The sequence below is a fragment of the Paenibacillus polymyxa M1 genome (assembly GCF_000237325.1).
GTDB classification, from domain to species: Bacteria; Bacillota; Bacilli; order Paenibacillales; family Paenibacillaceae; genus Paenibacillus; species Paenibacillus polymyxa_C.
Genome location: NC_017542.1, coordinates 4,909,595 through 4,932,848, shown reverse-complemented (window position 1 = coordinate 4,932,848; position 23,254 = coordinate 4,909,595). Strand labels below are relative to the sequence as shown.

Here is a 23,254-nt window from a genome sequence, read left to right as displayed (position 1 = left end):
ATAAAACAAAAGTTTCTCTAAGCCAAAATAATTGTATAGATGCAAAAATGATTATCATTCTCATTGCCAAACATGCTGCTTCGGGCTTCCCGAAGCAGCATGTGCTATTTTAGGGCACTTAACAATGGATATCATTCTCAATGAAATGCAAGTACAAGGAACAAAAAATGGAAAGGAACGTGATATGATGCAAGCAGTTCAACGACTACAAGATACATTGTCTCCCTCTAACCGAGCACTTACCAAAAACAGTGGCAGCGGACGCCCCGGTCCAAATCGCAAGCCGCAATTTCAGCTCAAAAGCATGCTGAAAAATAAGGAGATGCAGGCTGCTCTAGGCAGTGGAATGCTAATGCTGATGGCATGGGGGGTCTCACATTGGTGGCAATGGCTATCCGTCATTCTCTATGTGGTGTCTTATGCCCTTGGAGGCTGGTCCAAAGCCAGAGAAGGGATTGAAACCCTGATCCGAGAACATGATCTGGATGTTAATTTACTCATGATCGCTGCGTCTTTAGGAGCTGCGGCCATTGGCTACTGGAATGAAGGAGCCATGCTGATTTTTATTTTTGCACTCAGCGGTGCGCTGGAGAGCTATACCACGGAGCGTAGTAGTAAGGATATTTCCGAGCTCATGGCGTTGAAGCCGGAAACAGCTTTGCGCTTGTCTCACGAGGGAACAGAAACGGTTGGCATTGAGCAGCTGTTGCCAGGCGACCTGCTGCTGGTTAAGCCGGGCGAACTAATTCCGGCGGACGGTCGAGTCTCCAAAGGTGTGTCGGCAGTGAATCAGGCATCCATTACCGGGGAATCTGTTCCGGTAAACAAGATGGCAGGTGACGAAGTATATGCAGGCACCATCAATGGAGAAGGCGTGCTATATGTGGAGGTCAGCCAGTCCTCGGAAGATACTTTATTTTCAAAAATTATTCGTATGGTAGAAGAGGCACGGACCGAAGTTCCCGATTCCCAGCGATTTATTAAAACATTCGAATCGGTATACGCCCGAATTGTTGTTGCCGTCACGTTGATCGTCATTGTAGGTGCGCCCATTGTATTGGGCTGGACATGGGCAGCGGCGTTTTACAAGGCGATGGTGTTCCTTGTCGTGGCCTCACCTTGTGCGCTCGTGTCATCCATTATGCCAGTGATGCTATCGGCCATTTCCAACCGTGCCCGGCGGGGCATTCTGTTCAAAGGTGGCGCGCATGTGGAGAATATGGCATTGACATCTGTCGTTGCTTTTGACAAAACGGGCACGTTAACGAAGGGCTCACCCGTGGTCACGGACTGGATTACCGCCCCAGATTACGATGCTGATGAGCTATTGCATATTGTCGCGACAATCGAAAGCTATTCCTTACATCCGCTGGCACGAGCGATTGTAGCCAAAGCCGAAGCTGAATTGGGACAGAGAGAGCTTCTTACAGCGGAGCAAGTGCAGGCTCTTACCGGGTGGGGAATGGAAGGCATCATAGGTGGGGTGAAATGGAAAATCGGTCGCACGAATGTACTGGATGAACCTGGTCTTCTGGCTGGGCCAGAGTGGGTGGAGAGTCGAGCCCGACTGGAAGCCGAGGGCAAAACTGTATCCATCATTCTTGCGGATGATCGGATTGCCGGGATGCTGGCGCTGCGTGACGAGCTGCGTCCACAGGCACAAGAGTCCGTGAAACGTCTGCAAGCACAGGGTATCCGGGTCGTCATGCTGACTGGAGACCGACCGGAAACGGCTGCCGTGATCGCGGCGCAGGCTGGAGTCGACGCCGTATATGCTGGCTTAATGCCGGAGGACAAAGTCAGTCATATTCGCATGCTGCGAGAGCAATACGGGCATGTCGTTATGGTCGGCGACGGTGTGAATGATGCTCCGGCTTTGACTGCAGCTACTGTAGGGCTGGGCATGGGAATGCACGGCAGTGGAGCAGCACTGGAGGTTGCAGATGTGGTGCTAATGAACGACGGAATCGAGGAGATTGCTCCGACGATAGCACTGGCGCGCAAGGCGCAGCGAGTGGTCAAACAAAATATGATCTTCGCGGTAAGTGTCATTGTGCTGCTGGTGATCAGTAACTTTGTGCAAGATATAGCCCTGCCTTTTGGGGTCATTGGACATGAAGGCAGCACACTCCTTGTCATTTTGAACGGCCTGCGTCTATTGCGCTCATAAGACCATAATCCAATTCACAAATCACAAGATTACAAACAAGAAGGAGCATTCAACCCTCTTACATCCAAGGGGGATGAATGCTCCTTCTTTGGCAGTATCAGTCTATTTTGTATGCAAAGCAGGTTCATCTCATATCTTTAATTTGCGACTGCTGTACACCTATCTATGACGCGGTGTAGATCGCCGCAAGAACAGGGAAAACAATAATCCCGCCAGCGCAATCCCGGTTGCAATGATGAAGGCATCATTAATGCCATGGATCGTCGATTCTGTAACAGCGCTTCGGTATACCTGTTGTAGCGCGAGTGCAGAGCCGCTTTCCGCAGAAATACCCGCCGATTGTGCAAGGGTTTGTCCCAGTTGCGATACGCCTTCCGTTACAGAAGCATTCGCTGTGGTAGCGACATTCGCATAATCTGCCATATGAACTGTAGTCCGGCTACTCATTACCGTAATAAGCCAAGCGGTACCGATAGATCCAGCGATTTGCCGTACTGTATTGGACATGGCAGTACCATGGCTGCCGAGATGGGCAGGTAGCTGGTTTAGCCCTTCGGTCTGGACGGACATCATCAGCAATGACATTCCGAAGCTGCGAATCGTATAGATGATCATAATATGTCCGTAGGTGGTGGCATCGGTCAGCAGACTGAATTCCCAGGTTGTGACTGCTGTAATGATCAGTCCAATGATCGCCAACGGCCTTGCGCCTATACGGTCAAATACTGCCCCTGATATCGGTGACATCACACCCATCAGCAGTGCACCCGGCAACAGCAGCAGACCGGATTGCAGCGGTGTAAAGCCGCGTATATTTTGTAAATAGATTGGCAGCAGTAGCATCCCGCCGAACATCGTCATGTTGACGGTAGCCCCAACTAAGGTTGATACAGTAAAAATATTATATTTAAACACACGGAACTCCAGCATCGGCTGTATCATATTTAGCTCGCGCACGATAAACAATACAATAAACACAACCCCGGCAGCGAGTGTAAGGATTACCGTATTGCTACTCCAGCCTTTGTCTCCAGCCGAACTAAAGCCATACAACAGGAAGCCAAACCCAAGGGTGGAGAAGATGGTTCCCAACAGGTCAAAGTTCGGTTTCGTTAGCTTGGATACATTTTTGAGCCAGCGTATGGCAAACAGAATATCAATGACCGCCAGCGGAATAACGAGTAAAAATAGCAGCCGCCAGCTGTAATGCTCCACAATATAGCCGGATAAAGTCGGTCCAATCGCCGGGGCAAACATCATGGCGATTCCCATAGTACCCATGGCAGCGCCCCGTTTTTCTGGAGGAAACACAGTCAGGAACACGTTCATGACCACAGGCATGATGATGCCTGCTCCGCTGGCCTGGATCACGCGTCCAACCAGCATAGGCGCAAAGCCGGTACTGGCAGCACAGACGACAGACCCGGCAGTAAATAACCCCATCGCGGAGATGAACAGTGCACGTGTTCCGAATGACTCAATCAGAAAAGCAGTGATAGGAATCAAAATTCCGTTTGTCAGCATATATCCGGTGGATAACCATTGAACGGTTGTGGCAGATACATTGAAGTCATTCATCAAGTGTGGAATAGCCACGTTAAGCAGCGTTTGATTCAAAATCGAAATGAAGGCGCCTAGCAGTAGCACGGACAGAATGCGTCCGACGGACATTTTTTGATCCATGACAGCCTCCTACTTGTGAACTCTGATCGTTGCACTCATTCCCGGGATAATCCCTAGGCCCTTGTAACCTTGAATGGAAATGTTGACAGGCACGACCTGCGTCACCTTGGTATAGTTGGCAGTGGTATTGGAGGTGGGCAGCAGTGAAAAGGTGGATGCGGTTGCCAGACCGATCTTTTCGAGTTTACCGGTCAGGGATGTATCTGGGTAAGCATCAATATACACATCTACGGTCTGGCCTACTTGGAGATCCTGCACAGCCGTTTCGTCTATATTGGCAGTAATCCAAAGATTGTTCAGATCAAATGCTTTCGCTAAAGGTGTGCCCGCCCCGACAACTGAGTTGTTGACTGCAGTTTGCTGTACGATGGTACCGTCAGTCGGGATCGTAACGCTGATCCGGCTTCCGCCTCCCTCTACACTACCAAGCGAGCTGCCGGCGGTGTACGTTTTACCAACTTCAGCGTTCCAGCCCGTGAGCTTTCCTCCGCTTGGAGAGGCAACAGTAACTGCTTGTCCGCTTACTTGTGCATTGTCGGTTTTTATGTAGTTGGCGGATTGATTGTAGTAATAGGCGGCGGCTCCACCTCCTGCGAGAATAATGATGATTACGAGCAGATTAACTAATATGGCGCGCGAATTCATATTGTGCATGCCTCCTTAGTGTTTTTGGATGTTCAAAGTATGCGTCAAACGATTCATAATATTCAGATGGATTCTAGGAAAGGTTAAGAGCGTATGCAAAAGGATGATCTTGCTGATAAAGGATGATGCGCATAATGACGACCAGAATCATGATTGTATATGACAGTGAAAATGGACATACCGAACGTCTCGCTCGCTCAATCGCAGAAGGAGCACGCCTGAATCACACAGAAGTGGCGCTAAAGCATGTGAATGAGGCCGATGTGAATGAGCTAGTAAGCGCGGATGCGATCATATGGGGGTGCCCGGGTCATTTTGGTACCATCAGCAGCGGTCTGAAGAGCTGGATTGACAAGCTCGGATATTTGTGGGCGCAGGGCAAGCTGGTGGACAAAATCGGTGCAGTATTTTGCACAACTGCTACCGTTCATGGTGGATTGGAATCAACGCTTTTGAATTTGATTACTCCTATGCTTCATCAAGGCATGATTATTGTAGGCCTGCCCGCTAGCATCACGGAAAATGCGCTCTACGGCTCCTATTACGGTGTAGGGGTAACATGTCCGGTGGAGACAGACCCCGATGGACCGCCCAACCTTCCAACGGGCGATGATCTTGCGTTAGGTCGCTCTTTGGGCAAAAGGGTTGCTGAGATGGCGGGACGGTACCGTAGCGCTGAAAGAGAATAGGAGGCCGCCGATGACCATTGCTTTTATCGCAGTAGCTGTGGTTGCCTTGATCTTTTTGCTGGTATTTAACACAAAGATGACGCGCAAGTCCTCGGCCAAGAATCGCCCCAGCCAAGAGGAATCCCGGCAAAGAAGTAAACGTCCTTATCCTGTGCAAGTGGAACCCAAGGCGCATGAATTAACGGAACATAACGGAGAGATGCCGCCTAAGGATTCCGAAGTTGAAGAACATCGTGCCAAGGAGCATCAGAAGTTGCCTGATATCCAAACGGATATGAAGGTGGAAAAAGATCGCAAGAACATAGAAGGTGCTTACGGGGATCAGGATTATCGTGCAGCTTTGCGTGGTTTTGCTGGAAAGGACGGAGAAAAGGATGGAGGTTCCCCAAGATCCAATGGGAAGAAAGGGACTTCCAAAAGTAAGGACGAACAGTACCGTGAAGCACTGCGTTCCATGAACCAAAAAAAATGAGGTCCCATCATTTGAACATGGCAAAAAGGCTGCTTTTCTGTCTGAATTACAGACAGAAAAGCAGCCTTTTTGTGCTGCGCGGCTATAGCCATTCGGTTAGCCCGATCATCGTAATCAAGCCAAGAATAAAAGAGAATGTGGCGATCCGCTGGTTACCGTCCCCGTGACTTTCGGGAATCAGTTCCTTATAGACAATAAACATCATAGCCCCGGCGGCAAAAGCAAGGCCATACGGCACCAGTCCGTTCACCCAGCTGCTTAAATAAAAGCCGATCAGACTGGTGATGATTTCCACAGCCCCCGTTAGGGTAGCAATGCCCAATGCCTTGAAACGACCGATGTTTTGATTCACAAGGAATAACGCTACAATAAAGCCTTCAGGGGCATTTTGCAGACCGATAGAGAAGGCAATGAGATTGCCTAGATTCTGAGTCTCACTCGCGTAGCTGACCCCAACAGAGAGCCCTTCCGGCAAGTTGTGCAACGTAATAGCTGCAATAATGAGAAAAGATTTGGACTCCAATTGAAAAGTTTTGGAATCCGGGTCCTCCAAATCGGCATGGGGGATATACATTTCCATCACCAGTAATACGAGGCAACCAAGCAAAATTCCCGCAGTCAGCACGAACCAATTGGAATGCTGGATCGCTTCTGGAATAAGGTTATACACGGATGCAGAGGTCATAATTCCTGCGGCATAAGCCAGCAGAACATCGCGAAGCCGATGCGTGATATTACGCATAAACAATATAGGTACGGCGCCGAGTCCGGTGGACAGGGCAGAAATTAAGCTACCTACGAAAACGTCATTCATAATCGGGATAATCCCTCCATACCTCATTTATCTTTAAACTTCGCTTCATGAAAACTTCATTTGACTGTTTACAGCTCTTTCCGCATAATGAAATTAGGATTTAGAATCAGTCTAAGTCATAAGAAGCTAGAAAACAAGTGATTCGTTTTTACAACATCCGGGTGTCCACTTTTTGGGATGAGCTTCTGCTGGCACTACTTTTAGAGTATATGCAGCAGCCCAGCGCCCGGTACCGAAAACTCGCTATATAATACTTATGATATTTTAGGAGGAACCAAGATATGTACAAGTCCATTATTATAGGTACCGGTCCTGCCGGTTTGACCGCCGCTATTTACCTGGCACGTGCTAATATGAACCCGCTGGTAATCGAGGGACCACAGCCAGGTGGACAATTAACCACGACTACAGAAGTTGAGAATTTTCCAGGCTTTCCTGAAGGAATCATGGGACCTGATTTGATGGATAATATGCGTAAGCAAGCGGAGCGTTTTGGCGCTGAATTCCGCACAGGCTGGGTGAACAAGGTAGACACAACTGCTCGTCCATTTACACTGGATGTAGAAGGTTTGGGTGAACTGGTTACCGATACGCTGATTATTTCCACAGGGGCGACTGCCAAATACCTGGGGATACCCGGTGAACAAGATAATATCGGACGCGGCGTGAGCACTTGCGCTACCTGTGACGGGTTCTTCTTCCGCGGCAAAGAAATCGTTGTTATCGGCGGTGGGGACTCTGCACTGGAAGAAGCTAATTTCCTGACTCGCTTTGCTTCCAAAGTAACGTTGGTACATCGTCGTGAAGAATTGAGAGCTTCTAAAATTATGCAGGATCGTGCTCGTGCGAACAGCAAAATTGAATGGGCGCTCAATCGTACTCCTGTCGAAGTAGTTGCAGACGAAAACGGAGTAACTGGCTTGAAAGTGCTAAACAACGCAACAGGTAAAGAGGAAATCATTACAGTGAGCGGCGTATTCGTGGCAATTGGTCATCATCCGAATACAGGCTTCCTCGAAGGACAAATTACAACGGATGCGAACGGTTATATCGTCGTCAATCCGGGTACCTCCGAAACAAACGTGCCTGGCGTATTCGCTTGTGGCGACGTACAGGATACACGCTACAGACAAGCGATTACCGCAGCAGGTAGTGGTTGTATGGCTGCTATGGACAGCGAGAAATACATCGAAAGTCTGGAGCACAGCGCACTTGCCCTGTAATGATATTTGGAAGTATGAATAAATATAATGTAACAAAATAAATGATGAGGTGATATTCATGGAAAAAGCAATAGTTTACACATCTACAAACTGTCCGCATTGCCGTCAAGTAAAAAGCTACCTGGCTGAAAAAGGTGTCGAATACGAAGAACGCAACATTGAAACCAATGAAGCTTTTGCGCAAGAGGTTTGGGATATGGGCATTCGCGCTGTTCCATTGACTTTGATCGGAGAAGAACGTATTTCCGGTATGAACAAAACCAAGTTTGAAAAAGTGTTGAACGCTTAATCCAACCTTATAGCAGACAACGGATTTTGCAAAATCCTAAGCAAAAAAGCGTACAGGAACCTGAGTGTTCCTGTACGCTTTTTTTTATAAAGATACACGTACACGCCCGAGAAAAGGAGCTGTTGCCGCATAGGCGGCACCTAGCATCGTCGAACGGCTGCCAAGCGTGGAGAAACGAATCTGTAGTTGCCGGCGGTGATAGGGCAGGGCACGTTCGTCAATCACTTCACGCATACTTTGCTCCAACCAAGGTCTGGCTTCCGCGAGTGGGCCGCCAATGATAAGCATGCCAGGGTTGAGGCTGTTCACAATGTTGGTAATACCCACACCCAAATATCGCCCGATTTCACCAAGGACGCTTAATGTACTCACATCACCTTGCTGGGCAAACGGTAATAATCCCGCTGTATTATGTGCGGGCAGCTTCAATGTGGATGCTACATACGCCTTCTCCGAAGCATACAGCTCCCAGCAGCCTCGGCTGCCGCAGGAGCAGAGGCGCCCATTCCAGTCAATGGACATATGTCCGCTCTCGCCCGCGTATCCCCAAGCCCCTTGATACGGCTTGCCATCAATGATAATTCCGGCCCCGATCCCGGAGCCTGCACTGATGTAGACCAGATCCCGCACCAGTTGCCGATGATCGGCGTCCATACCATAGTACAATTCGCCTTGTGCACCGACGTTGGCCTCATTATCCACCACTATGGGAAGACCCAGCTCTGTCTCCAGCTGCTGCCGCAGCGGAACCTCTTCCCAGCCCAGATTGGGTGCGAATAAAACATTTCCGGTTTCATCCACCATCCCTGGTACCCCCAACCCAATGCCGACAATACCGTGAGGGGAGGGAGGGGTGACCTGCATGAGCTTCTGAACGAGCTTACGGATTTGTTCGATGACAAAGTCAGGATCATGCTGGGTTAGAGAAAGGGTAAGCTCTGTTTCAATGGTACCTGCCAGATCGGTCAGAGCGCCCTTGATGTACTGTACACTAACCTCGATACCAAGTACAAAGCCTGCACGGCTGTTGAACAGCAGCATTAAAGGTTTGCGCCCACCGCTGGATTCTCCTAATCCTGTCTCATACACCAATCCATCGGTGATAAGCTCTGCAACCAGGTTGGACACGGTGGCCTTGTTTAATCCGGTTTGACTGGATAACTGTGCCCGGGATAGAGGGGCATGAAGGCGGATGCGCTCCAATACAATGGATTTATTCAGCTTTTTGACAAGCGCCTGATCGCCAGTAACATTCATGGTTATTTCCCTTCCTGTTGATGTAATTCCCGTTATTATATCATAAAAATAAACTTAGTTTAAGCAATAGACAAAGTTTCTTGGCTGTGCTAGAATCGTTTTTGTAAACGTTTACTACAAAGGAGGAACTTATAATGGCTTATTTCGAACAAGTATCCAAAATTAACTTTGAGGGCAAGCAATCCGATAATCCTTTTGCGTTCAAATTTTATAATCCTCAGGAAATAGTAGCGGGAAAAACGATGGAGGAGCATTTGCGTTTTAGTATGGCCTATTGGCATACACTGGTTGCAGGCGGCTCTGATCCTTTTGGAGTAGAGACTGCGGAACGCCCATGGTCCAAGTTTACCGGACTTGATTTGGCGAAGGCACGTGTGGAAGCTGCCTTTGAGCTGCTGGATAAACTGAATTTACCTTATTTCGCCTTCCACGATGTGGATATTGCTCCTGAAGGCGCGTCACTGAAGGAATTTTACAGCAATCTGGATACCATCGTGGATCTGATTGAGGAGCACATGAAGGCTACGGGGAAAAAGCTGCTGTGGAACACGGCGAACATGTTTAGCCATCCACGTTATTTGCATGGAGCTGCGACGACTTGCAATGCAGATGTATACGCACACGCAGCTGCCCAAATTAAAAAAGGACTGGAAGTAGGCAAACGTCTGGGCGCAGATAACTACGTATTCTGGGGAGGCCGTGAAGGCTATGAAACACTGCTGAATACAGATTTGAAGTTGGAACAGGACAATCTGGGACGGATGTTCCATATGGCCGTGGACTACGCGCGTGAAATCGGCTTTGACGCTCAATTCCTGATTGAGCCAAAACCGAAGGAGCCAACCAAGCATCAGTATGATTTTGATGCGGCGACGACGATTGCCTTCCTGCAAAAATATGATCTGGATCAGCATTTCAAGCTTAATCTGGAAGCTAACCATGCCACTTTGGCGGGTCATACTTTTGATCATGAAGTACGTGTAGCACGGGTTAACGGCATGTTGGGTTCCCTGGATGCCAACCAAGGTGATTTGCTGCTGGGCTGGGATACGGACGAATTCCCGGTTGATCTGTATGATGCCACACTAACCATGTATGAAGTACTGCAAAATGAAGGATTAGGCCGTGGCGGTATCAACTTTGATGCCAAGGTGCGCAGAGCATCGTTTGAACCAGAAGATTTGTTCCTCGCGCACATCGCAGGTATGGATACGTATGCGAAAGGGTTGAAGGTAGCCGCCAAACTGATCGAGGATCGTGTGTTTGAGGACTTTATTGAGAAGCGGTACAGCAGCTTTAAAGAAGGCATTGGAGCAGACATTGTATCCGGAAAAGCAACGCTTGCTTCCCTGGCTGAATATGCTCTGGCGAACGAAGCACCACGCAAAAACGTGTCCGGTCGTCAGGAATATCTGAAAGCAACATTGAATCAATACATTTTGGCTGATTAATGCCGGAATTTATATATGAATAAGGGTCGTACGATCACAGGGAAGGAGGAACTCCAATGCAGGAGAAGCTAAAACAGGAGCTGGAGCGCTATGTCATCGGCGTGGATTTGGGTACTAGTGCGGTCAAAACGGTGCTGGTCAACCGTAAGGGGCAGGTGGCTTATGAAACCTCTCAGTCATATCCTCTTCATCAGCCGAAAGCAGGGTATAGCGAACAGCAGCCTGAAGACTGGGTGCGTGGGACGTTAGCATCGTTGAAAGAGCTTGTAGAGAAGGCCGGAATCTCCGGAACAGATGCTGTGGACGGCATCAGCTTTTCGGGGCAGATGCACGGGCTTGTGCTGACTGACAAGGAAGGCCAAGTGCTTCGTCCAGCTATTCTATGGAATGACACGCGCACAACGGCACAATGCCGCCGTATTGAAGAACAGCTCGGGCCAGCGCTGCTAAGTATCGCGCGCAACCGCGCGCTGGAAGGCTTCACGCTACCCAAGCTGCTGTGGGTGCAGGAGCATGAGCCAGACGTGCTGGCTCGTGCGGCCCATTTTATGCTGCCTAAAGATTATGTGCGCTACTGTCTCACAGGAGGGTTGGCGATGGAGTATTCGGATGCGGCAGGCACGCTGCTGCTAGACATCGCGAACAAGCAGTGGAGCGAAGAGATCGCAGCTGCGTTTGATCTGCCGTTGTCGCTGTTCCCGCCGCTGGTGGAATCCTTTGACCAGACGGGTACTCTATTGCCGGAGATTGCGGAGCAGAGTGGGCTTTCGTCTGAAACCAAGGTCTATGCAGGTGGAGCAGACAACGCATGTGGCGCGATTGGTGCCGGCATTTTGAGCGAAGGCCGCACCTTGTGCAGTATCGGCACCTCAGGAGTTGTGCTTTCCTATGAGGAACGCAAGGATATCGACGTTCAGGGACGGGCACATTTTTTTAATCATGGTGAGCAGGATGCTTATTATATTATGGGGGTTACACTCGCGGCCGGATATAGCTTGACCTGGTTTAAGGATACCTTTGCGCCGGAACATTCTTTTGATGCGCTGTTGGAGGATGTAAACTCGATCGAGCCGGGCAGCCGAGGGCTGTTGTTCACGCCTTATATCGTGGGCGAACGTACCCCTCATCCGGATGCAGCTATTCGAGGCAGCTTTATCGGGATGGATGCAGGGCATAAGCTTCCGCATTTTACACGAGCAGTGCTGGAGGGAATTACGTTTTCGCTCAAGGAATCCATTGATATTCTCAGAGGCACGGGCAAAACGGTGAATGAAGTGATTTCCATCGGCGGCGGTGCGCGTAATGAGACATGGCTGCAAATGCAGGCCGATATTTTTAACGCGGATATCGTCAAGCTGGAAAGTGAGCAGGGTCCTGCCTTGGGAGCGGCTATGCTGGCTGCATATGGTAGCGGGTGGTTTGAATCGCTGCAGGCGTGCGCTGAAGCTTTTCTGCGTGAAGCAGCAAGATATACGCCAAATCCGGAACGTGTGGCACAGTATGAAGGCTTATACGAGCTATACCGTGAAGTTTATCTACACACACGGGAGCTAAGTGAGCAATTGGCGGTCTATCGCTGAATAGACTTTACGTTAATAAAAGCCATAATAAGGGTTGCCTGATGAGGACACCTTTATTATGGCTTTTGAATTTTAAGGACGTTTAGTGCAAGAGGACTCCTTATAAAGTGGCTCCTGTAGTGAGAGGATACTTGGTAAGGAAGTTAACGAGTGGAGACGCATGAATTGATAACCTATTCCAGACAAACCTAGCCACAACCCCTGGGAATCTAACGCAGTGGGCAGGCCAGTCTTAAATTTACTATGCTCGAAAAAATAACTTAATGCAATGTTGCCTTGTTTCTTTGCCTCCGCAACCCACTCTGGACGGTTAAGAGCTTGTCCAGCTAAAATTAATAACTCAATATTTCCGAGACTTCCATGACAAATGCAGTGACTTTTATTAAATCCGTATTTTAAAGTTGTATTAACTGCTATTTCGATATTTTGGACGATATCAGGTATTAAACTTGAATTTAAATAAGGCATACATAAGGTTAATCCTATGCCAATTCCACTAGCCCCATGACACCAATTAGCCAGATCATGATTCTCCTTAATATCTTGATCAATCCAGTTAAAATAGTTTGGAGAATAGGATTCTGTTAAGTGAGCAAATGCTTTCTCGGCAGTAGCATAGTAGCAATTATTTTTAGTAACTGCTGCAAGACGAAACAAAGCTGAAGCAATACCAGTACTACCGTGGCCAAAGCCTACGTAGGGGGTTGGAGATACACTAGATGTCCATGAAATCATCTCATTATTTTTTTCTCCATGTTTTAACAAGTGCTCTCCATATTGAGTTGCTACCTCTAGAGTCTTAACCGATTTTGTAAGACTATATTCATTTAAAAGAACGTGAATAACTCCAGCCGAACCTCCTAAGAGATCGAAGAAAGTATCCTCGTCTATGCTATCTTCCAAATTACTTATAATGTCCAATTTCCGCTTGCTCCAAGCATCGTTAAAACCTAATAAACTCTCAAAATGAGAGAGAGTATATAAGAGAGAAGCTTGGCCATAAAAGGCTGATGGGAATTTTAGGTGTACAGGTATTTTACTTAGCGTTGTTTCAAGTGCAGCTAGAGCTATGTTGGTGTACTTCTCCTCTTTTGAGATTTTTCCGAGATATGCTAGAAATAATGCAATGCCTGCCGTACCATCATATAATCCAGGGCTTAAGGCAGACAAATAAAGTTGTCCGCGATAATTTAGATTCATTCCAATCCAAGTTACATACCTTTTGCTTTGGCTAAACACTGATTTTTCAATTAACTCATCGCCAAGGATTTTTGCTGTCTCAAGAAAGTTTTCAGAGTGTAATGGTTTTGGACTGTAGTCGCTTGTCATTACTTTTTCATTTTGAGAGGGAGCATGTACTTTATGTACATGTTTTCCTAATGATGAGCCTGCTATGGAAGAAGAGATCCAATCGCTGTATAAAGAAATACTGTCAGTACTTAAGGATCTCAATCTATCTTCTACTATTGACATGCTTGTTCGGGTAAACACATCTTTTATACATCTGCCATAACTATCCCAAAGGTCAAGTGAATTAGGAGTACCAATGAAATATGGAATATCTCCTGCTCGTAAATCTTGCAGTTCTGAAGAAATAATCCGATCATCCAGCCAAGAAAACCAAATCCGATCAAGTAGATTCTCTTGATTTAGAGCATCGCGACCATAATCAGGATGTCGAGATTCGAGAAGGAAATTTGTATAAAATTGTGTTGATCGCAATACGATACGAACTGGCGTATTATTAAAACTAAAGAGAGGACTTGTTGGGACTAGTAAATCCATTTTGTATTGAAGAAGCATGGAACATAATGATTGGAAACCATTTACAATTTCAGCAGTGTAGTCACCTGCATTTTTAAATTCTCCTTCCAATGAAGGGCGATTGTTACCAGTTGAAGTGGACTGAGACTTTCTAATGTATCTCATATTATCAGTATTTACATCTACTAAACTCAACACTGGGTAGGGTGTCATTTGCCGTTCCCCATTTACACCACTCAATTCAAGTCCAAATCCTTTATCATCTTGATGAAACAAGATAGGGAGGAGTGAAGTGCCTAATGGAGAATTACAGATTTTAAACTGAGCTTCTATATCTGCGGAATCGGGGACATTATGATATACCTGGTTGTGAAAGAGGGTTTCCAAATCAATCAGCATTGGATGCTCCCCGAAAGCAATTAAATTTTCAAAATGAAAATCGGTCCCATCCAGTACATATATAATGGCTAAAAGCGCTCCTAAACGTGTATAAAAACATTGAATTTCTTCTTCAGTTTTGCAAGGTTTTGCTTCGATAAATTTTTCATAACCATAACCGTCTAATGCGATAACAGAATTTCTTTGGAGAAAAGGAGAAAACCCTTTATCATTAAACCATTGAATTAATTCTTGAAAATGGAGGGAGATATCTAATGGCTTTGGCTTATACATAAACGATTGCCCGTTTGCAAGATATAACCGCATTACTGTGCGACCTTGCTGATGAGAATCACCGAACCCAGCATCGATACGTATAAGTTCTGATGAATGTAAAGAAAATGTATCGATAATCATAGATCTGTTTAGGAGATAACGGTCTAACGTCTCTTTTGTTACATTTACAAAAAGCATAGTTCTTTCAGCTAAAGTCCGGGCAATAACTGCATACTCAGAAAAAAATGATACAAGTTGTTTATGTCCTACAAATTTTTTCTCAATGAAAGAGATAAATCGTTCCTCCGGAGTTAGCCCTTCTAATTCTCCCAAAGCTTTAGCTATATTTAGTTCTAAGACAAATGATCGACCAGCGATTTGGGTCAATTGAAAAGATAATGTATGCAAGACCGAATTTATCGTACTCTCATGTAGAATAAAATCCTGAGTATTATCTATATTGCATAAGTGCTGTTTTAATTGATTTCTGGACCAAATAATAAATGGACGAACAAGAATATCCATTGTTCGAGACTCATTTTGCAAAACTGGTTGATTTTCATTCATTTTTAGAGCCTCTTCCAAAACTTGAAACCAATCTGCTTGATACTCTTTAATAACCGTTAAATAGTTCTCATCCCATTTAAGATTTTCCGTAGATTGAATCAAGGCTCCAAATATTTCTTCATTCATACTTAAAGCTTTAAATCGAGCTTCCTTTTTGGATTCTGTACTAATAAGAGCAAATTTAAACCATTCGTCAATCAGTTCTGTCGTCTTCTCTTTATCTTGTTTCCAATTTTTATAATTAAAATCTTGAAAGGCTTGATCAAAAAGGTTCTTACGTTCTTGTAAAAAGAGAGCACGCATGATCTGCTCTTTCATAAATACCCCGTCCTCGTTTATATGAAGTTAAAAAACTCAATTTTAGGAAATAAAATAACTCAGGTATACGCCAATTAAGGCGTATACCTGAGTGGCATTCACTTATTTTATCCGGCATGCCCTGGAAAACAAACTAGTACTGTGACACCAATAACAGTAACAGTAATAGTTGGAGTAGAATCTGGTTGCACTCCTAAACCGCCATGTACACGAGAAAGCTCGTCAGCGCTCAACTCGACCAAAGCGTCGCCTGCAGGATGCTCAATCCCTTCTCCAGCTACACGAAGCTTTGGATTTTTCCATGCTTGGATCATTTCTTCTTTTGTCATTATTCTTTACTCCTCTCGGGAATGTAGTGATATAAGACAAACCTAATGATAATCATATTCCCTAAAAATTTGCACTTCATAAAAGTGCATTTTAATGCAAAAACCTATAAAAATTCAAAAAAAACGATTTTATTTTTAATTTTACAAATATATTCATTGAATATGTATTGAATTTCTTCCTTAATTATGAAAAAATATTCATAAAAAACATAGGGGGAGTGAAAATTGAGAGAAAATCATAATTTATCTCCAAAAGAACAAAAAGTTGCAATTTGTATAGCTCAAGGATACAAAGACAGCGAAATCTCCCAGAATTTATCTATCAGTATGAGACGTACTGCCGAAATTGTGGCTTCAATTAAAGAGAAATGGAATATAAAAACAAGAGTTGAGATTGGTATATTCGCTTATCATTACGGCTTAGTTTTTTTGACAGAAGGTATAGAGGTGCATTCCTCTGAATTTTAATAAGAAAGTACCTTTTATTGAACAGATGGAACATAGTGAATGTGGATTAGCCAGCTTGGCTATGATTTTGGGTTTTTATGGACATAATATTTCTTTAACAGAGTTAAGAAATCAGGTTGGTGCAGTACGCGCAGGTATATCTATGCAACAACTTCAAGAAATAGGAAGTACATATCATTTAAAATCACGAGGATATCGGGCAACTGCATCTCAATTAAATGAGCTAATCGCTCCTCTGATTTTGTTATGGGATAACCAGCATTTTGTGGTTCTTGAGAAAATAAAAAAGAAAAAGGTAATAATCCTTGATCCGGCTTTTGGAAGACTCATTCTTCCTCTCAAAGAATTCACAGAGAAGTATTCGGGTTTTGCACTTTCTTTAATCCCGTTAAAGGATTTTCGGAGTAAAAGAAAAAGGCCAAAATGGATGTTCTATATCAAATTAGCCTTTAAGAGTAGGAAACTTCTTATTTCTGTATTTTTGGTCTCAATACTTCTTCAAGGATTAGGTGTTTTAATACCTAAGATCACCCAATTCTCTGTTGACAACTTACTAGAATCCAAAAATAATTCTTTTCTGGTCCCATTGGGGTGGGCTATTTTTACAATATTTCTATTTTCACAGTTATTCCAATTTTTAAGGGGTTACATGATTGCCAAGTTACAATCCCAAATGGATACTTCTATGATGACACAATTTATCGCTAAGCTTTTCAAACTTCCTTTTGAGTTCTTTGAAAATCGAAAAGGAGGAGAATTGGTATTTAGAGCTAACTCTAATGTAACAATTAGAAGGGTATTATCTAATCGAGTTATAACTATTTTTATTGACGGGCTTTTACTTATAACTTATGCAGCTTTAATGATTAATCTACTATGGCAAATTGGATTATTAGTTACAATTATAGGTTTTCTATTGTTACTTATTACCGTTTTAAGTTCTTTTACTACTCACCGTTTATCTCGAAAGGAGACTTCGAGCCAGGCTGAGATGCATGGTTTTTTATCAGAACATATACATGGAATTACAGACATAAAAGTTTTAGGGTTTGAGAGTAGAGTATTTAAGAAGTGGGAGGAGCTTTTTAAAAAACAACTAACTAATACGGAAAAACGTGTCATTTGGAATGCATCACTTGATTCCATGACAGTTAGCATCCAGTTTATTTTTCCCCTACTAATTCTATGGATTGGATTCCATTATGTGCTTGAGGGATGGATAACTTTCGGGGGACTCCTGGGCTTACAAACATTGTCAACTGCTTTTATGGTACCGCTTGTTTCCTTAGGATCGACTCTTAGTGAACTTGTCACTGTGGGCACATATATTCAACGAATTCAAGATGTTATTGAAAATGTAGAGGAGCCTTCAGGTAACCATAAACCGAACCATACTTTTAAAGGATATATTAAGTTTAAAGATGTTTCCTTTAATTATCATCGATTTGGAAAATATGTTTTAAAAAATATTAATCTTGAAATATTCCCAGGTGAAAAGGTTGCAATTGTGGGTGCATCAGGCTCAGGTAAAAGTACTTTGGCGAAGTTAATACTAGGACTTTATAAGGCCTCAATAGGAGAAGTCAGCGTCGATAATATCCCGCTGGATCAATGGCATTTGAGAGAGTTTCGTCAAAAAATAGGTGTTATTCTACAAGAGACAAAATTATTCAATGTTTCTATATTGGATAACATCGCCATGGACAATGGAGATTGTACCATAGATATGGTAGTTCGGGCAGCAAAGCAAGCCGATATTCACCGTTTTATTATGAGTCTCCCTTTAGGCTATCAAACTGTTGTTTCCGAGAACGGATTAAACTTTTCAGGGGGACAACGGCAACGTATTTTATTGGCGCGTGCTTTTTTGGCAGAACCTCAAATTCTCCTTTTAGATGAGGCAACAAGTTCGCTTGATAGTGTTTCAGAGCAATTGATAACAGATTTCTTACAAGAAAGACATTGTACACAGATCATTATTGCTCATCGTCTTAGTACAGTCCAACGAGCTGATAGAATAATTGTGCTTGATCAAGGGGAAATAATAGAACAAGGAAATCATCAGGAATTGATCGGTTTAAAAGGTAAATATTTTGATTTGTATAATTTGAAGAAAACTGATTTTCAGGTTGAGCCAGTTTTGTGACTTGGAGACGAGAAAAATGACAAGTATAAAGTTATGTGAAATATTGTATCTAAAGCAACTCAGAAAGCTAACTAAAATGGAGGCTGCTTTATTCATTTTTTTATTAATTTTAATTCCCAATGGATTAGCTAATGCTACCTTAAGGTTAAACAGCTTGGGTATTAAAGCAATGATGTGGGCTATCATATATGGAATCATTGGTTTTTTGATTCAATTTGGTATAAGTATATCGATTTCTAAAGTGGAGGAAGTACGTTTTTTGTGGTCTATAGGAAAGGGAAATTGGTTTTTAACCCAATATACTATTGTAAAGAAAATTCCTTTTCTAATATTACTTTTATGGATCGTAGTTGGCCAGATCTTATGGGATGTTCATCATAATTACATTTTTAGTATGGTTTCAGGATTGATCTTAGGTGTGCTTTTAGCAGAGATATTTTGGTATATAACGTTATTTAGAAAGTTCTCTGGCTATGCAATAAGCTTTTTCTTTCTATCACTGGTTGTAGTCTATTTCATATTGCCAATGTCTCTGTCAGTACGTATTTTGACTTGGATTTTGTTATGTATAAGCATGGGATATATAACTCTCTATTTTGCACAACGCTCTTGGTCTGTTTTTTTACAGTATCATGGTTCAAAAAAAGTTTTGGGACGACGTGGATGGCTATCTCAATGTCCACTCCTAAAAAAGGAATTGTTATTTATTATTAGGCCAGTTAACCTGTTTTCTTTTTTTATTTTAGCTTTGGGAATTGAAGTTTTAAACTCTTATATTATTAGAGAAAGCCCGTTTATTCTTTCAATCAGTAGCGCGATATTATCATGGTTTGCTGTTGATATCTGGGCTGTCAAGAGTCTTGTTATAGAGGAAAAAGGACTACTAATATATAAAGCAACGTTATTTGCCTGGAAGAAGATGCTGCGCACTAAATGGTTAATTTTATGTGTTTTAAACATAGGAATTATTTTTATGCATCAGTGGTTTTGGGGGATTTATTTACAGATTAGTCCAGTGATTTTATCAATCCAAACTATATGGAGTATATTCCTCTCAACTACTTTAATTAGTTTGGGCATGCCTTTGGGTTACAAATTTTTATCCATAGACTATTTAGGAAATTACCGTATCAAGTTTCTTGGGAGCTGGGTCATAGCAATGAGCATGCTATTACTATTGTATCTTCATCAATTTCATAAAGTATTATTTGTAGCTATATCAGTTATGATCTATACAAGATTTATACTTTTTTATAAAAAGGTATCTTAGGAGTGAGTCAACGATGACCCAAGAACATAAATCATCATTTTTACAACTGGATCAAGTTTCTTTCAGTTACGGCTCCAGAGAAATTATACATGGATTAAATTGGGATGTCCCAGACCACCAAATTACTGTGTTGCTAGGTCCTAATGGAGCGGGTAAATCAACTTTATTAAGTTTAATTGCTGGTCTCCATCAGGTACAAAAAGGTACAATTCGCTTCAATCAAACCATAATTGATTTTGAAAATCAAAACTATAAATCAATGGTAGGATATCTACAAGAATTCCCTTTTTATTATCCTGCACTTTCTGTATCAGAAATGATGCGACTTATTGGGGGGTTACGACAGGTACCGAAGGACCAACTCGAAATGCGCATCGCTAAATGGCTGGACAGATTCAAATTAGAAGATTATCAAAATATAAAAATGGAAGAGTTATCACAAGGAACTAAAAAGAGAGTTGCATTAGCTTCAATGCTCTTACATGAACCTAGAATTCTTATATTAGATGAACCGACTAACGGATTAGATCCTGATCAAGTGATGATTGTTAGAAGTATACTACGGGAGTATCTAACAGAAGGCAGAGTTATATTGTTATCTACTCATATTATAGGATTAGCTGAGAAATTAGCAGACCAGGTTGCCATTCTTCGAAACGGTCGGATAACATATTCAGGAAGATCTACAATTGACCTTGAACGCCTATATATAGCACATCAACATGACTAGCTTATTAGTACCCCTGATTAAAATGTTTTCAAGGAATAGAGTAACAATGAAAAAACTTGGCTAACAGTGCTCCCTGTAATGTATTTAGAGAGCAGTCGCCAAGTTTTTTCTTGCTATCCGTCCATTGTGAGATGACTATGGTTAACCTTTGTGAGCTGCCGTTGTTTTTCTGGTATCCTCATTCACCGAGCTCACGGCACAGCCTGGGCATGACTTGCTCGATGAACAGCCAGCACAGGCGCCTTGGCGGCTTTTTCGCAAAAATCTTACCAACACCCACGCACTGTAACCGAGGATCACCAATAAAATAATGATATTGACCATGGAATCCACTTCCTTTTATATACTCTAGGGTCTGACTTAACCCCAACCTAATAATCTGCCACACTGATAGATCAAGACGGCGATGATATATGCCACGGTCAAAGGATAGATCACAGAAAATGCGGTCCAGCGCCAGGAGAGTGTCTCCTTGCGAATAACCGCTACCGTAGCCAGACACGGCACGTACAACAGAATGAATACCATAAAGCTAAAAGAGGCAAGCGGTGTAAATGCCTGTCTGACTTGTAGTTCCAGTCCCTGCATATCAGGAACGTGGTAAATAATATTCATCGTTGATACGACAACTTCCTTGGCCATAAAGCCTGTGAGCAGGGAAGCACCTGCTTGCCAAGTGCCAAAACCAAGAGGGGCCAATAGAGGTGCAAACCATCCTCCAACAGTGGCAAGCAGGCTGTCATCCATTTCTACGCCGAAGCCCTGCGGACCGAAATTGGACAAGAGCCAGATGCCTACAGAGCCTGCAAGAATAATCGTTCCGGCTTTACGGACGAAGCCTTTGACCTTCTCCCATGTGCTGCGAAATAAAGTAAGAGCCTGCGGCACCCGATAGGGAGGAAGTTCCACGATAAAGAGGGAAGGCTCGCCTGATAAAATAGATACTTTGGAAAAAATTTTGGCAAGTATAAGCGATACGATGATCCCTAACACATACATCAGCATGATAATGCTCGCCGCATGCGACGGGAAAAATACACCTGCAAACAACGCATAGACTGGCAAGCGAGCCGAGCATGACATAAAGGGTACCAGCAACGTTGTAATGAGGCGTTCTCTTGGTTGTTCAATGGTGCGTGCTGCCATAATAGCTGGCACATTACAGCCGAATCCGATGATGAAGGGAATGAAGCTTTTTCCGTTCAAGCCCACGGCTTGCATCAAGCGATCCATGAGTATCGTGACCCGTGCCATATACCCAGAGTCTTCGATCACCGAGATAATCAGAAATAAAATAGCAATTTGAGGTAGAAAAACAAGCACACCCCCGACCCCAGCCACGATACCGTCTACAACTAGACTTTGCGTAAAAGCGGACGCGTTCAATTGAACAAGTAATTCAGTAATCCAACTGCTGAGTGTCCCTGAAAAAAATTCATCCAGCATATCTGAAAGAATGGTACCCGCCCAATCGAAGGTAAACTTAAAGGTAGCGTACATTAACAGTAAAAAGATCGGAATCCCCAAGTACCGATGAGTTAGCAGTGCATCCAGTTTATCAGTCAGGCTGTGCGGTCTGAGTTTGGATGTGTCAACTGCCTTGGTGCACAGCTCAGCAATCCATGCTGTTCTTACAAAACGAATATGTTGAGCAGGGGTGCTGGCATACCCTTCCCTGAGAAGCTCTTCCTCGCAGCGCTGGATGCGTGCAGTTACTTGTTCACGCAGTGTCTCATTCGTCATCCATTCCATGACGACCGGATTGTTTTCCAGACATTGCAGTGCAGCCCAGCGGAGCTGAGGCACAGATGTATGCGGCAGCAAGCTGCAAATATCCGCAATAGCAGCTTCGACAGCAGGACCGTAATCCAGTTGAAAAGCATTGGATGTATGTCTGACCTCTCGAAGGGAAGCAAGCATTTGCTTACTTCCACTACCTGTACGTGCCACCATCGGAATAATGGGAACGTTCAATTGATCAGCCAACAGTTCCTTGTTTACCCGAAGACCGGTGGCATCGGCTACATCGGTCATGTTTAAGCCGAGTACAAGTGGACGGCCGTATTCCAATAATTGTACGGTCAGATATAGATTGCGCTGAAGCTGGGAAGCATCCACGATGTTAATTAGCGCCGCAGGCGGTTCTTCCAGCAAATAACGGGTTGCGACGCCTTCATCCAGCGACAGAGGGAGTAAAGAGTAGGCACCCGGCAAATCCACCAATACGGCAGACTTGTCACGCAGGATTCCTGTTTTCTTTTCCACAGTGACGCCAGACCAGTTTCCTACTTCTGCATACGTACGAGTCAACTTGTTGAATAATGAGGTTTTTCCTGTATTGGGATTACCGAAAAGAGCGATCATGTCCATGTCGGAACGACCTCCAGTTGCTTCACTTGATTTTGGCGGAGGCCGACTAACTGGCCGTTGCATTCAATGACGATTGGGCCGCCCAATAAACTGATCTTTTTTAAGCGTATAATGGAGCCTTCGTTGATGCCCATGTCTGTTAAACGGCGGCGCAATGAGGGGTGAAGAGGGGCAAGAGATTGCAAACGCACAGTCTGACCTAATGGTGTACGAAGGAGTGAGATACATTCTGCCATGGTGCTCAGCCTTTCTGATCTAGAATGAGAATCAATATCATTTACTTCCGATGCCAGTACCATATCATGAGGAGTACTAGATTGCTGTGATAAATTTCTCTGCGAACGACATGTTTATGTATAGCCCTC

Annotated in this window: 20 protein-coding genes; 11 read left to right on the top strand and 9 right to left on the bottom strand. The window is 44.1% G+C overall.

The annotated features are described in order from the left end of the window. The first annotated feature begins 187 nt into the window (after nucleotides 1-187). Nucleotides 188-2,170, top strand: coding sequence for a heavy metal translocating P-type ATPase (locus PPM_RS22340; RefSeq protein ID WP_043886144.1), 1,983 nt, complete (start codon nucleotides 188-190; stop codon nucleotides 2,168-2,170). A 159-nt stretch (nucleotides 2,171-2,329) separates the two neighbouring features. On the opposite strand, the gene PPM_RS22335 is transcribed toward PPM_RS22340, so the two are convergent. Beyond that, nucleotides 2,330-3,853 (bottom strand): DHA2 family efflux MFS transporter permease subunit, encoded by a 1,524-nt coding sequence (locus PPM_RS22335; protein WP_013373098.1) that lies wholly within the window; start codon nucleotides 3,851-3,853, stop codon nucleotides 2,330-2,332. Between the two features lie 9 nt (nucleotides 3,854-3,862). Beyond that, on the bottom strand, nucleotides 3,863-4,498 hold the full coding sequence (locus tag PPM_RS22330; RefSeq protein ID WP_013373097.1) for an HlyD family secretion protein: 636 nt from the start codon (nucleotides 4,496-4,498) through the stop codon (nucleotides 3,863-3,865). A 134-nt stretch (nucleotides 4,499-4,632) separates the two neighbouring features. On the opposite strand from PPM_RS22330, the gene PPM_RS22325 reads away from it, so the two are divergent. Continuing rightward, complete coding sequence (locus PPM_RS22325; RefSeq protein WP_013373096.1) at nucleotides 4,633-5,187, top strand: NAD(P)H-dependent oxidoreductase; 555 nt, start codon at nucleotides 4,633-4,635, stop codon at nucleotides 5,185-5,187. 10 nt (nucleotides 5,188-5,197) lie between these two features. Continuing rightward, nucleotides 5,198-5,659 (top strand): hypothetical protein, encoded by a 462-nt coding sequence (locus PPM_RS22320; RefSeq protein WP_013373095.1) that lies wholly within the window; start codon nucleotides 5,198-5,200, stop codon nucleotides 5,657-5,659. Between the two features lie 82 nt (nucleotides 5,660-5,741). Here the strand turns inward: PPM_RS22320 and PPM_RS22315 are convergent, their stop codons facing one another. Continuing rightward, entirely contained in the window at nucleotides 5,742-6,473 is a 732-nt protein-coding gene (locus PPM_RS22315) for a ZIP family metal transporter (RefSeq protein ID WP_013373094.1), read from the bottom strand. Nucleotides 6,474-6,754: 281 nt separating this feature from the next. On the opposite strand from PPM_RS22315, the gene trxB reads away from it, so the two are divergent. After that, complete coding sequence (gene trxB, locus PPM_RS22310) at nucleotides 6,755-7,696, top strand: thioredoxin-disulfide reductase (RefSeq protein ID WP_013373092.1); 942 nt, start codon at nucleotides 6,755-6,757, stop codon at nucleotides 7,694-7,696. 58 nt (nucleotides 7,697-7,754) lie between these two features. Then, entirely contained in the window at nucleotides 7,755-7,985 is a 231-nt protein-coding gene (locus PPM_RS22305; RefSeq protein WP_013373091.1) for a glutaredoxin family protein, read from the top strand. Nucleotides 7,986-8,069: 84 nt separating this feature from the next. Here PPM_RS22305 and PPM_RS22300 read toward each other — a convergent pair whose 3' ends face one another. After that, on the bottom strand, nucleotides 8,070-9,242 hold the full coding sequence (locus PPM_RS22300; protein WP_013373090.1) for an ROK family transcriptional regulator: 1,173 nt from the start codon (nucleotides 9,240-9,242) through the stop codon (nucleotides 8,070-8,072). Between the two features lie 134 nt (nucleotides 9,243-9,376). On the opposite strand from PPM_RS22300, the gene xylA reads away from it, so the two are divergent. Both xylA and xylB read left to right on the top strand, forming a co-directional pair. Further along, nucleotides 9,377-10,693: a xylose isomerase gene (xylA, locus tag PPM_RS22295; protein WP_013373089.1), complete on the top strand. Its 1,317-nt coding sequence runs from the start codon at nucleotides 9,377-9,379 to the stop codon at nucleotides 10,691-10,693. A 56-nt stretch (nucleotides 10,694-10,749) separates the two neighbouring features. Next, nucleotides 10,750-12,273, top strand: a complete 1,524-nt coding sequence (xylB, locus tag PPM_RS22290) for a xylulokinase (RefSeq protein WP_013373088.1) — start codon at nucleotides 10,750-10,752, stop codon at nucleotides 12,271-12,273. Between the two features lie 72 nt (nucleotides 12,274-12,345). Here the strand turns inward: xylB and PPM_RS22285 are convergent, their stop codons facing one another. Further along, on the bottom strand, nucleotides 12,346-15,576 hold the full coding sequence (locus tag PPM_RS22285; RefSeq protein WP_013373087.1) for a type 2 lanthipeptide synthetase LanM family protein: 3,231 nt from the start codon (nucleotides 15,574-15,576) through the stop codon (nucleotides 12,346-12,348). 107 nt (nucleotides 15,577-15,683) lie between these two features. Then, nucleotides 15,684-15,905 (bottom strand): mersacidin family lantibiotic, encoded by a 222-nt coding sequence (locus tag PPM_RS22280; protein ID WP_013373086.1) that lies wholly within the window; start codon nucleotides 15,903-15,905, stop codon nucleotides 15,684-15,686. Between the two features lie 225 nt (nucleotides 15,906-16,130). Between PPM_RS22280 and PPM_RS22275 the strand changes: the two genes are divergently transcribed. The 4 genes from PPM_RS22275 to PPM_RS22260 are packed head-to-tail and all read left to right on the top strand — an operon-like array spanning nucleotide 16,131 to nucleotide 20,519. Further along, nucleotides 16,131-16,373, top strand: coding sequence for a response regulator transcription factor (locus PPM_RS22275; protein WP_013373085.1), 243 nt, complete (start codon nucleotides 16,131-16,133; stop codon nucleotides 16,371-16,373). Next, complete coding sequence (locus PPM_RS22270) at nucleotides 16,357-18,519, top strand: peptidase domain-containing ABC transporter (protein ID WP_321167108.1); 2,163 nt, start codon at nucleotides 16,357-16,359, stop codon at nucleotides 18,517-18,519. The genes PPM_RS22275 and PPM_RS22270 overlap by 17 nt, the downstream gene beginning before the upstream one ends. A 16-nt stretch (nucleotides 18,520-18,535) precedes the next feature. Next, nucleotides 18,536-19,789, top strand: a complete 1,254-nt coding sequence (locus tag PPM_RS22265) for a hypothetical protein (protein ID WP_013373083.1) — start codon at nucleotides 18,536-18,538, stop codon at nucleotides 19,787-19,789. 13 nt (nucleotides 19,790-19,802) lie between these two features. Continuing rightward, nucleotides 19,803-20,519 (top strand): ABC transporter ATP-binding protein, encoded by a 717-nt coding sequence (locus PPM_RS22260; RefSeq protein ID WP_013373082.1) that lies wholly within the window; start codon nucleotides 19,803-19,805, stop codon nucleotides 20,517-20,519. Nucleotides 20,520-20,660: 141 nt separating this feature from the next. On the opposite strand, the gene PPM_RS22255 is transcribed toward PPM_RS22260, so the two are convergent. The 3 genes from PPM_RS22255 to PPM_RS28825 are packed head-to-tail and all read right to left on the bottom strand — an operon-like array spanning nucleotide 20,661 to nucleotide 23,125. After that, nucleotides 20,661-20,843, bottom strand: coding sequence for a FeoB-associated Cys-rich membrane protein (locus PPM_RS22255; protein ID WP_013373081.1), 183 nt, complete (start codon nucleotides 20,841-20,843; stop codon nucleotides 20,661-20,663). Between the two features lie 36 nt (nucleotides 20,844-20,879). Beyond that, nucleotides 20,880-22,889 (bottom strand): ferrous iron transport protein B, encoded by a 2,010-nt coding sequence (gene feoB / locus PPM_RS22250; protein WP_013373080.1) that lies wholly within the window; start codon nucleotides 22,887-22,889, stop codon nucleotides 20,880-20,882. Then, the gene (locus tag PPM_RS28825; protein WP_080567882.1) at nucleotides 22,880-23,125 is read right to left on the bottom strand and encodes a FeoA family protein; all 246 of its coding nucleotides are present in this window, start codon (nucleotides 23,123-23,125) and stop codon (nucleotides 22,880-22,882) included. Before PPM_RS28825 ends, feoB begins: the two co-directional genes overlap by 10 nt. Nucleotides 23,126-23,254: the final 129 nt, after the last annotated feature.

Coding starts and splice junctions, on each gene's coding strand:
- trxB (WP_013373092.1), top strand. CDS start 6,755: ATGTACAAGTCCATTATTATAGGTACCGGTCCTGCCGGTTTGACCGCC.
- PPM_RS22255 (WP_013373081.1), bottom strand. CDS start 20,843: ATGGTCAATATCATTATTTTATTGGTGATCCTCGGTTACAGTGCGTGG.
- PPM_RS22315 (WP_013373094.1), bottom strand. CDS start 6,473: ATGAATGACGTTTTCGTAGGTAGCTTAATTTCTGCCCTGTCCACCGGA.
- PPM_RS22265 (WP_013373083.1), top strand. CDS start 18,536: ATGACAAGTATAAAGTTATGTGAAATATTGTATCTAAAGCAACTCAGA.
- PPM_RS22320 (WP_013373095.1), top strand. CDS start 5,198: ATGACCATTGCTTTTATCGCAGTAGCTGTGGTTGCCTTGATCTTTTTG.
- PPM_RS22300 (WP_013373090.1), bottom strand. CDS start 9,242: ATGAATGTTACTGGCGATCAGGCGCTTGTCAAAAAGCTGAATAAATCC.
- PPM_RS22330 (WP_013373097.1), bottom strand. CDS start 4,498: ATGAATTCGCGCGCCATATTAGTTAATCTGCTCGTAATCATCATTATT.
- xylA (WP_013373089.1), top strand. CDS start 9,377: ATGGCTTATTTCGAACAAGTATCCAAAATTAACTTTGAGGGCAAGCAA.
- PPM_RS22260 (WP_013373082.1), top strand. CDS start 19,803: ATGACCCAAGAACATAAATCATCATTTTTACAACTGGATCAAGTTTCT.
- PPM_RS22285 (WP_013373087.1), bottom strand. CDS start 15,576: ATGAAAGAGCAGATCATGCGTGCTCTCTTTTTACAAGAACGTAAGAAC.
- PPM_RS28825 (WP_080567882.1), bottom strand. CDS start 23,125: ATGGCAGAATGTATCTCACTCCTTCGTACACCATTAGGTCAGACTGTG.
- PPM_RS22280 (WP_013373086.1), bottom strand. CDS start 15,905: ATGACAAAAGAAGAAATGATCCAAGCATGGAAAAATCCAAAGCTTCGT.
- feoB (WP_013373080.1), bottom strand. CDS start 22,889: ATGGACATGATCGCTCTTTTCGGTAATCCCAATACAGGAAAAACCTCA.
- PPM_RS22335 (WP_013373098.1), bottom strand. CDS start 3,853: ATGGATCAAAAAATGTCCGTCGGACGCATTCTGTCCGTGCTACTGCTA.
- PPM_RS22305 (WP_013373091.1), top strand. CDS start 7,755: ATGGAAAAAGCAATAGTTTACACATCTACAAACTGTCCGCATTGCCGT.
- xylB (WP_013373088.1), top strand. CDS start 10,750: ATGCAGGAGAAGCTAAAACAGGAGCTGGAGCGCTATGTCATCGGCGTG.
- PPM_RS22340 (WP_043886144.1), top strand. CDS start 188: ATGCAAGCAGTTCAACGACTACAAGATACATTGTCTCCCTCTAACCGA.
- PPM_RS22325 (WP_013373096.1), top strand. CDS start 4,633: ATGACGACCAGAATCATGATTGTATATGACAGTGAAAATGGACATACC.